Source organism: Bradyrhizobium oropedii, from assembly GCF_020889685.1.
Classification (GTDB): domain Bacteria; phylum Pseudomonadota; class Alphaproteobacteria; order Rhizobiales; family Xanthobacteraceae; genus Bradyrhizobium; species Bradyrhizobium oropedii.
In genome coordinates, this window is record NZ_JACMYO010000246.1 from 1 (window position 1) to 10429 (window position 10429).

The window sequence follows — 10429 nt, forward strand, 5'->3', positions numbered from 1 at the left end:
CGCCGGCCTCGTTACGGTGGCCTCGCCGCGCGATGCGCTTGCTGTCAACGCGGCGGCCCTGACTGCGGTGATGGTGCGCGCGATCGACAACCCGATCCAGTTCGCCGAACTGCTCGACGACAAACGTCTCAACGCGTGCGTGATCGGACCGGGCGCGGGCGTCAGCGCGCGCACCCGCGACTTCGTTCACACTGTGCTGTCGGCACGGCGGCATCTGGTGCTCGACGCCGACGCGCTGACGAGTTTTGCCGGGGCGCCGGACCGCTTGTTCGAGGCGATCAAGGCATCCGACGGCCTCGGGGTGGTGCTCACCCCGCATGAGGGCGAGTTTCCGCGGTTGTTCAGCGATATCTCCAACAAGCACCCCGGCCGTTCGAAGCTCGAACGCGTCCGCGCGGCGGCCGAGCGCTCCGGCGCGGTGGTGCTGCTGAAGGGCGCAGATACGGTGATCGCCTCTCCGGACGGTCGCGCCATCATCGCCGCCAATGCGCCGCCGTGGCTTGCCACCGCCGGCGCCGGCGACGTGCTGGCCGGCATCATCGCGGGCTTCCTGGCGCAGGGCGTCGCGGCCTTCGAGGCGGCCGGCATCGGTGTGTGGTTGCATGGCGAGGCGGCCGGCGAAGCGGGGCCCGGCCTGATCGCCGAGGATCTGACCGAGGTGCTGCCGGCCGTGTTCCGCCGTCTCTATGACGAGTTCGGGATTGAGTATTAGGCTACTCGAACTCGCCGACATGGACGCCGCTGCGCGCGTGCATCGTTCGGCGTTCGATCATGCGCTGCCCTGGCTCGCCGGCCTGCATACACCTGACGAAGACCGCTGGTTCTATCGTGAGCGGATGTTTGCGACCTGCACGCTATGGGGTGCGTTCGACGGCGAGGCGCTGAACGGCGTGATCGCGCTGCACGATGACTGGGTCGAGCAACTCTATGTGCTCCCTCCCGCGCAGCGCCGCGGCATCGGCGGCGCGCTGCTCGCGATCGCAAAGCAGGGCGCCGACCGGCTGCAACTCTGGACCTTCCAGCGCAATGCACGGGCGCGCCGCTTCTACGAGGCGCACGACTTCGTGCCGGTTGAGGAAACCGACGGCAGCCGCAACGAAGAGAAGGAACCGGACGTGCGCTATCTGTGGACGCGCGCGGACCAACCGGCATCCGCATCGCGCGCGGGCGCGTTCGACGACACCTGAATTCGATTCATTCCGCGGCTGAAATCAGCGGGGATTGGTTCACTCGCGTCTCCCCTTTGAGGTTGTCGACGGTGACGTGCGTATCATACCAGGTCAATCGCGGCCGGGCTCCGAACCGTTCAGTCAGTTCGGCCATCTTGGCCTCGGTGAACCATGCCTCGGCCGCCTCTCGGCTCTCCCACAGGTAGACGCCGCCCGTACCGGCCTCTCCGTTGAGGTAGTCTTTACGGATCAGCCCCCGTGTCGCGAGGTTTCGATAGATGGGCGCGGTACCCACGCCGCCCTTGATGGCCTGTTCCTCGGTTCGTTTCGGAAGGTCGAATTGAACGATAACAACGCACTGTGCCATCCTGGTTCTCCGATCTGAGCGACATGGTGTCAGGTTCGTTCGGCGGCAGGCCGACCAGCTTCACGATACAGGATTGATCCAGCACTTGTCCCGAGTAGAGGGGCTTCGCTTGAGGGGAAGCGCATGTCGCCTCTCACAAGACTTTCGGTGGACGCGTGGGGAGATGCGGGCTAAAGCCCAGTGACATTCCTCGGCATCCCGTGAATCTCGCTCGTGAGTGGCAGGCAGAACAATTTCCTCGCTCAGGCGCTGCAACAAGGCGCATTGGCGTTGCGGGCGCAGCAATTTGCTCAGGCAGAGCAGATTGCGACGAACATCCTGAAATCAAGCCGCACGGACAGACATGCCGCGCTCCTGCTGGCGCATGCCCTGATGGGGCAGAAGCGGGGAGACGAGGCGATCGCACCGCTTGAGAGGATTGCGCGCCGCGGCGAGGATGGAGAGGTCGAGACCTTGCTCGGCGCGTTGCTGTGTGGCGCGGGGCGCGTCACGGACGGGATCGCGCAGCTTCGGCGCACGACAACACGCCGCCCGCCATATTTTCCCTCCTTTCAGGAGCTCGCCGGGCAGCTCTCCAAGGCCGGTCAACACGACGAGGCGATCAGCACGATCGAGGCCGGCCTCGCGCTGGCCCCTGACAGTGTCGATCTGAAGCTCGACCTCGGGCGCCTGTTGCAGAACGTCGATCAAATCGCGCGGGCCGTGAACGTCCTGCAATCCGCACGTGATGCCGCGCCGGGACGCCCCGATGTTCTCAGCCAGCTCGGTCGGGTCCTCGTCGCTCGTGGCGACTATGCCGCAGCTGCGGATGCATTCCGCCGCGTGCTCGCGCTGTATCCGGATGATCGCTCGAACCGCGCCTACCTCGCCACTTGCCTCTTGGAGCTGGGGGACCGCGATGCCGGCGAGGCAGCGCTACGCACCGTGATACGTGGTCAGCCCCAGCTCCTGGGACGCGCCGCTTTCGTCATGGCCTCGGGATCGCACGGCCGCTTTTTCTTCTCGCAGCGGGCCGCGTCGAAATTTCTCGGCGGGGAATCGAATAGAGCCGACGAGATCTCGTCGCGCCTCAAACCCTGAAGTTTCTCCGGTAGAAGTTGGGCTGCAGTTTGATCTCGGTGCGGAATTCGCCGACGCGCTTGGCCTCGTCCGCCGTGAACGGCGATGCCTGCGCGCTCCAGCTGTCCCGCTTGACCGGAATGCATTGTGCGATGGGCGTCCCCTTGGGGAGGACACCTCTGAAATTCCTGTCGTGCCAGTATGCCGGAAAGTGCACCCAATTGTCGGCATAGAGATCAGAATTGACGAGGCCGCTGAGTGTCGTGAATGGCAGGTCGAAGCGGTTGACGGGATGCGTGAAGTAAACTGCGTAGCCTTCAGGGGCTTCGACGGTCCACAGATTGTGGAATTTGAGGAAGAAGCGGCCCTCTTCAAACAGCGGGGTGCCGGTGACCTGACCCGGATCATGGAAGCCGATCGGCGAACGGGGAAATTCGGGCGTGCCTCCCGGCGGCAGGTCCTGATCCCAGGTGATTTCGCCGTCCTCGACCTTGAGGTCGCAGACCAGCGGCAGCAAGAACCCGCAGGTCATCGCATCGACGAATGGCGGGCAGCGCTTGATGGTGTCTTCCTCGTGCAGGTTGATCGAAGAGAAGGCCGTCGCCGGCATTGCCTTGAGCCAATCGGGAACGCCCTGCGCAGCCGGGATGGGTTGCGGTATCAGTCCCTCAAGCTCCGTCGGGCAACGAAATTTGAGCGTCAGTTTGTTGTTGGTGGACATTGAGCGCGCTCCGATGTCCTGATGGCCTACATCAATGCGACGCAAAGGTGAAGCTCACGATCTAGGGCGCGCAGCCGCCGCCCATCCTCCGATTTGCGATCGCCGGCGCGGGCAGGCTGCATCACTTGCGCACAAGATAGAGCGGCGTTCTCAGCGTCAGCTGATAGGATGGTTTCGGAACCCACATGATCTGAGCCGTGACCCCGAACAGGCGATTGTCGTTGTCGTCCGTCCGATCGAGATCGAGCCGGAGAATGGGCTGGGCGAAGGGCTGGATCGGTGTCATGCTCAGGAGCTGTGCGCCGCCAAAATATTGCACGCCGACGCGGCCGGTGAATTTCCAGTTGCTCGGCCACTGATAGTAGCCACCGACATAGCCGATGATGTTTGGATGGATCCTGACCAGCGCGGTCGCGACTTCGACGCGGGTGTCCTGGATGCCCGCGAGCATTCCCCGTGTTGCGTCCTCGTCGAAGGCGTAGTCGAACTCGAGAACGTTGTTGAAGGTCGTCGTTCCGGCCGGTCCATTCGGGATCGCCTGGGTGATCGTCGATTGCCAGGTGATGGTCGGGATCGAGCCGCCATTCTGACTGTAGATATCTGCCTGAAATCCGACGTTCCAGCTGGTGACATCGAAGGACGACCAACCTTGCGCCGGACCGTAGGTCGTCGTTCCGGAAATGCCGGCATAGAGCGAGACGGTATCGGTAACATCCACCGTCAACGGAAAATCGACGGCAAGGGATTGCCGGGATGCCAGGGGCACGCTGGTCGGAAGCGAGCCGCCGTTCGCAAGCGCAAGCGACTGGAGCGCGCTAAAGAGAGCCGAGCTGCCGAAACCGACCGGCAAGGCGCCGGCCGGCACCGTCGCGTAGCTTGTTCGCAAATCGAGATAGATATTCGGCGTCGCACGTGTCGCATTCGCAGCTCCGCTGTCGTCGTCGCCATCCTTGCCGAACGCTACTCCGGTGAAGCCTGCGCCGATCAGGCAGGCCAGGACGAGCCCCGGCAACACCAGGGAATCGCGGAATGACGTGGTCGAAACGCGAGGGGAAACTGGCACGGCCTCCGGGCTCCTCGTCCACTTCGACCACGCGCTAGCTTACCAGATACTTCGCCACCGCCGGCTCGTTCCACTCGATGCCGAGGCCGGGACCGCGCGCAGTCACCGCGCCGTCGACGATCTCTGCGGGCCTTGCGAGGATCGCGCCGGCGAAGTCGAGGAATTCGAGCCAATGCGCGGTCGGCGTGACCGCGAGCAGATGCGCGCTGACCTCCGCGAACAGATGGCTCGACATCGGGATCGACGCGGCATCGGCCTGTCCTGCGACCTGCATCCAGCCGGTGACGCCGCCGACCTTCATCACGTCGGGCATGATGAAGTCGGATGCGCCGGCCGCGATCGCCTCGGCGAAGCCGCGCGGAAACCACCAATTCTCGCCGGCCTGGATCGGGGTCGGCGAGGTCTCGCGGACCTTGGCGTGGCCGGACAGGCTCTCCTGCGGCACAGGCTCCTCGATCCAGTGGAGATCGTAGGGCGCAAGGCGGGAGATGCGGCGGGCGGCTTCGGCCGGATCGAGCGACTGGTTGAAATCGATCATCAGCGCGATGTCGGGGCCGAGCAGGGCGCGCACGCCCTTCACGACGCGCTCGTCATTGGCGGCATCCCCGTCGCCACCCTTGATCTTGATGCCGCGAAAGCCCTGATCGAGCGAACGGCGCAGCGCGCGCTCATCGGCCGCAGGATCGACCACGCCGTAGCTGTCATAGGCCTTGATCGGTTTTGCGGAGCCGCCGAGCAATTCGACCAACGGCCGACCAGCGAGCTGGCCCAAGACATCCCAACAGGCCATGTCGAGACCGGACACGGCCATGCCGACCAGGCCCTGCCAGCCGAGCAGACGAAACCTGGCATCCATCGCCTTCATCAGGTCGAACGGCGCGACCGGCTTGCCGACGAGCTCGCGGCCGATCTCGTCGATCAGATAGACCAGAGGTTTAAGCGTGAGCTTGCTGTAGGCGAAGATGTAGGTGCGGCCGGTAACGCCTTGATCGGTCTCGACATCGATCAGCACCAGCGGTCCGGAATCGATCACGCCGAACGCGTTCTTCACGGGACGCTTGAGCGGCACCACCACGCTTCGCGCCCGCACTCCGCGGATCGCGGCAACGGTCTGACTCATGGGCGTTTCCTCTTGTTGTTATTGGACACTGTACCATCGGACGAGCCTCGGCGCGGCCCAATCGGTCGCGACCTGCTCGATCAGATAGCGGCCCGGATATTCGGCGAGGAAGGCGATGCGCTGGGTCTGGCCCGGCTCGACCGCGAGCGTGTCGAGCCAGAACGGCTTCCAGCCGTCGTCGAGCCGGTCGAGCAGTCGGAAGTGATGGCCGTGCAGATGAAAGACGCTGGCGATCGTGCCGCGATTGGTCAGTGTCAGCACGACAGGCCGGCCGGGTTTGGCCTGAAAAGCCGAAGCGGCCGACGGCTTGAACTCCGCCGGGCGGAACCAGTCGGTGGACGTTCCGAGCGCCAGATCGAACCTTGCGGCGCTCTTGAGGTCGAGCGCGGCCGGCATGTCGTTGCCCGGAAGCGGTGGAGCGGGCGGAAACGGCGCCGTTCGGACCGGTGGTTCGCTCGAGACGACTAACTTGCCGACCGATCGGGCCTGATTGCCGTCGTGCAGGAGGATCGCAAAGCTCGTCCCGGCCGGCCCGATCGCATCGACGAAGACATCCGTGCGGCTTCCGGGAGCCAGGACCAGCGCACCGTTCCGGGCCGGGAACGGTTCGGCCGGCTGGCCGTCGATGGCCATCACCCGGACATCGAGGCTCTCAAGCCTGACCGCCAGCACGCTCCGTGGGCTGCCATTGATAAAGCGGAGTCTGAGGCGGGTGTTGGCCGGTGCCGAGATGTCGTATGAGGTTCTTCCGTTAATTGTATGAATTTGCGTTGAATCTTTCGGATCATTGCCTGCCGGGATCGCGGTTCCGTCCGACCGGAGGCGCCACTCCTCGATCAGCAAGACCTCGTCACGATCGACCGCGACCGGCGAGGTGCCGGTCACGATCAGCGGGCGCGGCCGCGTCGGCGCCGTGCCGCCGTCACCGAGCAGCGGCTCGCACAGAAAGGTGCCGGCATGCCGGAGCGGGAGCTGAAAGCTATCCTTTGCCCCCGCGGCAAGGGGCGCCCGCGACGCCAATGGCTCTGCGGCCGCGATGCCATCGAGCCCGCGGCAATCGAGCGCGGCCGCGACCGGCAGCTCGTTGCCGAACGTCACGTCCAGCACCTCGCCGCGCTTGAAGCGGAGGTCGCCGCTGCCGAACGACCAGACCGGCGTCTCCGGTCCGGAAGGACCTGAGGCGCCTGGACCAAGCAAGATGCGGTCCGCTTTGGCCTGGAGCACGACCGCCGTCCGCCCCTGCGCCGAGCCGGTGGCTGGCCACGCCGGGCAGAGCGCCACGGCGCCGAGGCCGGCTATCAGGTCGCGCCGGGTGAGGGAAAATTCGGGACTTGCTACAGGACTTGCCATCCGGCCGATGCGGACCATTTTCGAGTGTACCTGTCCAGTCGCGATCGGTCGCAGGGCGGGCTCTCCAGCGGCCATTTTTTTGCTGCGAACCGGTGGGCCCATGTTATAAGCCCGCCGCCCGCGGCACCGCGGCCGGATTGGATGCTTTTCACGCGGGCGTGGCGGAACTGGTAGACGCGCTGGATTTAGGTTCCAGTGACGAAAGTTGTGGGGGTTCGAGTCCCTCCGCCCGCACCAAGCGCTTACAGCGTTTGCATGACGATTTCTTGGAGAACCTTTGGCCCCGAAAGGGATGAGGGTTCGCCGAACCCACAGACGTCAGGCCGCAAGGCTCAACGTCGAACAGATTGAACACTGCCACGGCCGCTCGGGCCGCGGCAAAAGCGGAAGAAGATTGATACCATGCAGGTCACCGAGACCCTCAACGAGGGACTGAAGCACGAGTTCAAGATCAGCGTTCCGGCATCGGATCTCGATGCCAAGGCGGACGCCAAGCTGGTTGACCTCAAGGACAAGGTCCGTCTCAACGGCTTCCGTCCCGGCAAGGTGCCGGTGGCGCATCTGAAGAAGATCTACGGCCGTTCGGTGATGGCCGAGACCATCGACCAGACCATCAGCGACACCAACCGGCAGATCTTCGAAGATCGCGGCTTCCGTCTCGCCGGCGAGCCGAAGATCACCATGCCGACCGAGAAGGACCAGGTCGAGGAATTGCTGTCGGGCAAGACCGACCTGACCTACACGGTCGCGATCGAAGTTGTGCCGCCGATCCAGCTCGCTGATTTCAAGTCGTTCTCTGTCGAGAAGCCGGTGGTCGATGTCGCCGACGCCGACGTCGACGAGGCCATCAAGCGCATCGCCGAGGGCAGCCGTCCGTACAATGCCAAGGCCGAGGGTGCAAAGGCGGAGAAGGGCGACCGCGTCACCATCAGCTTCAAGGGCACCATCAACGGTGAAGCCTTCGAGGGTGGCACCGGCGAGGGCATCCAGGTTGTGATCGGCGCCGGCCAGTTCATCCCGGGCTTCGAGGAGCAGCTGACCGGCATCGGCTCGGGCGAGACCCGCACGCTGAAGGTCGCGTTCCCGAAGAACTACCTCAATGAAAAGCTTGCCGGTCAGCCGGCCGAGTTCGAGACCACCGCGACGCTAATCGAGGCGCCCGGCGAGGTCACCGTCGACGACGAGTTCGCCAAGACACTTGGCCTCGAGTCGCTCGACAAGCTGAAGGAGCTGATGCGCGAGCGCCTGACGGCCGAGTTCGCCGGCGCGACCCGCCAGAAGGTCAAGCGCGCGCTGCTCGATCGCCTCGATGAGAGCCACAAATTCGAGGCGCCGCCGTCGCTTGTAGCCGAAGAGTTCAACCTGATGTGGAACTCGATCAAGGCCGAGATGGAGTCGTCGGGCAAGACCTTCGCCGACGAGAACACCACCGAGGATGCGGCCAAGGAAGAGTACCAGAAGATTGCCGACCGCCGCGTCCGCCTCGGGCTCGTGCTGTCGGAGATCGGCGAGAAGAACAAGATCACCGTGACCGACGATGAGGTGTCGCGCGCGGTGATCGAGCGTGCGCGCCAGGCGCCCGGCCGCGAGAAGGAAGTCTGGGACTACTACCGCAGCAACGCCCAGGCGCTGGCCCAGCTTCGCGCCCCGATCTACGAGGACAAGGTCGTCGACTTCGTCCTGGAGCTCGCCAACGTGACCGAGAAGAAGGTCTCCAAGGATGAGCTGTTCAAGGATGAAGACGCCGAGAAAACTGCCGCTTAGTTGCGGCACCTTGCGTTAATGATGAACCGCGAAAGCACGCCTGCGACGGGCTTCCGTCGCTAGGCGCGCCGACGCGAATCGGCTTGAACTTCTGCGACCTGCCCAGTTGGCTAGTGCCGGTCTTGTCGGCCGGAAATTGGCCCATATCTGGGTTATGGCTTAACGTTCTGCATCACCCCTAACCCTTGGGTTCTTTCATGCGCGATCCCGTTGAAACCTACATGAACCTCGTGCCGATGGTCGTCGAGCAGACCAATCGCGGCGAACGCGCCTACGACATTTTCTCGCGCCTGCTGAAAGAGCGCATCATCTTCGTCACCGGTCCGGTGGAGGACGGCATGTCGACGCTGACCGTCGCGCAGCTGTTGTTCCTCGAGGCGGAGAATCCGAAGAAGGAAATCTCGATGTACATCAACTCGCCGGGTGGCGTGGTGACGTCGGGCCTTGCGATCTACGACACGATGCAGTTCATCCGTCCGCCGGTGTCGACGCTGTGCACGGGGCAGGCAGCCTCGATGGGCTCGCTGCTGCTTGCAGCCGGCGAGAAGGACATGCGCTTCACGCTGCCGAATTCCCGCATCATGGTGCACCAGCCCTCGGGCGGCTTCCAGGGCCAGGCCACGGACATCATGCTGCACGCGCAGGAGATCCTGAATCTCAAGAAGCGCCTCAACGAGATCTACGTGAAGCACACCGGCCAGACCTACAAGGCGATCGAGGACGCGCTAGAGCGCGACAAGTTCCTCACCGCCGAGGACGCCAAGGCCTTCGGTCTCGTCGACAAGGTCATCGACAAGCGCCCCGAAGACCCGTCAGCGGCGAAAGCCGCCTGATCTGGACAGAGACATGGAGGCGTCGGTGTGATCTCCACATTGACGCCTCACATACCCGGCAAGCAGGACGGCGGAGTACCCCGTAAGCGCATACGCACGGGCAGAAAGTTCCGCTTTCGTGCTCATCGGCTGGCGTGGTAATCCCGCAACGTTCCGTGGATTTCGACGTGTATTCCACGTGCGATCGTGGAAAATCACGGTATTGTCACGGTCTTGAGCCGGCCATCCGATTAGCGAATTCTTGATAGTCGGGTGCCAGCATGGTTGGCTGTAATGCATCGGCTATGATCGCGGAGATTCGAATAAGCCGTGATTGGAACGGTCAGTATTGCGTAGGGTCTTTTTTGGTACGGAATTTGCTCTATCTACCCAAGACCCCGGTTTTGTGCCGGATTGGGTCGATCTGGCAAACAAGATCGAACGGCGGACGGAGATAATGAATGAGTAAGGTCGGCACGAGCGACGCCAAGAACACGCTATACTGCTCGTTCTGCGGCAAGAGCCAGCATGAAGTTCGCAAGCTGATTGCCGGACCGACTGTCTTCATTTGCGACGAATGTGTCGAACTCTGCATGGACATCATTCGCGAGGAGAACAAATCCTCGCTGGTGAAGTCGCGCGACGGCATCCCGACGCCGAAGGAGATCTGCAAGGTCCTGGACGACTACGTGATCGGCCAGAGCCATGCCAAGAAGGTGCTGTCGGTCGCCGTCCACAATCACTACAAGCGGCTTAACCACCAGACCAAGCACAACGACGTCGAACTGGCGAAGTCGAACATCCTGCTGATCGGTCCGACCGGTTCGGGCAAGACGCTGCTCGCGCAGACGCTGGCCCGCATCCTCGACGTTCCCTTCACCATGGCTGACGCGACGACGCTGACCGAAGCCGGCTATGTCGGCGAGGACGTCGAGAACATCATTTTGAAGCTGCTGCAGTCCGCCGACTACAATGTCGAGCGCGCGCAGCGCGGCATCGTCTAT

Annotated in this window: 11 protein-coding genes and 1 tRNA gene; 7 read left to right on the plus strand and 5 right to left on the minus strand. The window is 63.6% G+C overall.

Features of this window, described 5'->3' with window-relative positions; all coding sequences use genetic code 11:
• The coding region (locus H8A95_RS38545; RefSeq protein ID WP_229187813.1) for an NAD(P)H-hydrate dehydratase at window positions 1-712 on the plus strand (712 nt) is incomplete at its 5' end.
• Window positions 687-1187: a GNAT family N-acetyltransferase gene (locus tag H8A95_RS38550; RefSeq protein WP_229187814.1), complete on the plus strand. Its 501-nt coding sequence runs from the start codon at window positions 687-689 to the stop codon at window positions 1185-1187. The genes H8A95_RS38545 and H8A95_RS38550, both read left to right, overlap by 26 nt.
• Window positions 1188-1194: 7 nt before the next feature.
• On the opposite strand, the gene H8A95_RS38555 is transcribed toward H8A95_RS38550, so the two are convergent.
• Entirely contained in the window at window positions 1195-1536 is a 342-nt protein-coding gene (locus tag H8A95_RS38555) for a monooxygenase (protein ID WP_229187815.1), read from the minus strand.
• A 213-nt stretch (window positions 1537-1749) separates the two neighbouring features.
• Here H8A95_RS38555 and H8A95_RS38560 point away from each other — a divergent pair, with 213 nt between their 5' ends.
• Window positions 1750-2616, plus strand: a complete 867-nt coding sequence (locus H8A95_RS38560) for a tetratricopeptide repeat protein (RefSeq protein WP_338028052.1) — start codon at window positions 1750-1752, stop codon at window positions 2614-2616.
• Here H8A95_RS38560 and H8A95_RS38565 read toward each other — a convergent pair.
• The 4 genes from H8A95_RS38565 to H8A95_RS38580 form a co-directional block, all read right to left on the minus strand.
• A complete protein-coding gene (locus H8A95_RS38565) occupies window positions 2606-3316 on the minus strand; it encodes a hypothetical protein (protein ID WP_229187816.1) in 711 nt (236 codons plus the stop codon). The two genes, H8A95_RS38560 and H8A95_RS38565, sit on opposite strands and share 11 nt — an antisense overlap.
• A gap of 121 nt (window positions 3317-3437) precedes the next feature.
• Complete coding sequence (locus H8A95_RS38570; protein WP_420839523.1) at window positions 3438-4379, minus strand: hypothetical protein; 942 nt, start codon at window positions 4377-4379, stop codon at window positions 3438-3440.
• A gap of 34 nt (window positions 4380-4413) precedes the next feature.
• Complete coding sequence (locus H8A95_RS38575; protein WP_229187817.1) at window positions 4414-5499, minus strand: enolase C-terminal domain-like protein; 1086 nt, start codon at window positions 5497-5499, stop codon at window positions 4414-4416.
• An 18-nt stretch (window positions 5500-5517) separates the two neighbouring features.
• Window positions 5518-6849: a multicopper oxidase family protein gene (locus tag H8A95_RS38580; RefSeq protein WP_229187818.1), complete on the minus strand. Its 1332-nt coding sequence runs from the start codon at window positions 6847-6849 to the stop codon at window positions 5518-5520.
• Window positions 6850-7001: 152 nt separating this feature from the next.
• On the opposite strand from H8A95_RS38580, the gene H8A95_RS38585 reads away from it, so the two are divergent.
• The 4 genes from H8A95_RS38585 to H8A95_RS38600 all read left to right on the plus strand — a co-directional run.
• Window positions 7002-7086: transfer RNA gene (locus H8A95_RS38585), tRNA-Leu, on the plus strand.
• A 165-nt stretch (window positions 7087-7251) separates the two neighbouring features.
• The gene (gene tig / locus H8A95_RS38590; protein WP_163152496.1) at window positions 7252-8613 is read left to right on the plus strand and encodes a trigger factor; all 1362 of its coding nucleotides are present in this window, start codon (window positions 7252-7254) and stop codon (window positions 8611-8613) included.
• Between the two features lie 197 nt (window positions 8614-8810).
• Window positions 8811-9446, plus strand: coding sequence for an ATP-dependent Clp protease proteolytic subunit (locus H8A95_RS38595; RefSeq protein ID WP_097673521.1), 636 nt, complete (start codon window positions 8811-8813; stop codon window positions 9444-9446).
• Window positions 9447-9886: 440 nt separating this feature from the next.
• A partial coding sequence (locus H8A95_RS38600; protein WP_229187819.1) for a ClpX C4-type zinc finger protein occupies window positions 9887-10429 on the plus strand: 543 nt, incomplete at its 3' end.

Bases quoted from the DNA above. Each gene is read 5' to 3' on its own strand.
- H8A95_RS38550 (WP_229187814.1), top strand. From the start codon at position 687: ATGACGAGTTCGGGATTGAGTATTAGGCTACTCGAACTCGCCGACATG.
- H8A95_RS38555 (WP_229187815.1), bottom strand. From the start codon at position 1,536: ATGGCACAGTGCGTTGTTATCGTTCAATTCGACCTTCCGAAACGAACC.
- H8A95_RS38565 (WP_229187816.1), bottom strand. From the start codon at position 3,316: ATGTCCACCAACAACAAACTGACGCTCAAATTTCGTTGCCCGACGGAG.
- H8A95_RS38575 (WP_229187817.1), bottom strand. From the start codon at position 5,499: ATGAGTCAGACCGTTGCCGCGATCCGCGGAGTGCGGGCGCGAAGCGTG.
- H8A95_RS38580 (WP_229187818.1), bottom strand. From the start codon at position 6,849: ATGGCAAGTCCTGTAGCAAGTCCCGAATTTTCCCTCACCCGGCGCGAC.
- tig (WP_163152496.1), top strand. From the start codon at position 7,252: ATGCAGGTCACCGAGACCCTCAACGAGGGACTGAAGCACGAGTTCAAG.
- H8A95_RS38595 (WP_097673521.1), top strand. From the start codon at position 8,811: ATGCGCGATCCCGTTGAAACCTACATGAACCTCGTGCCGATGGTCGTC.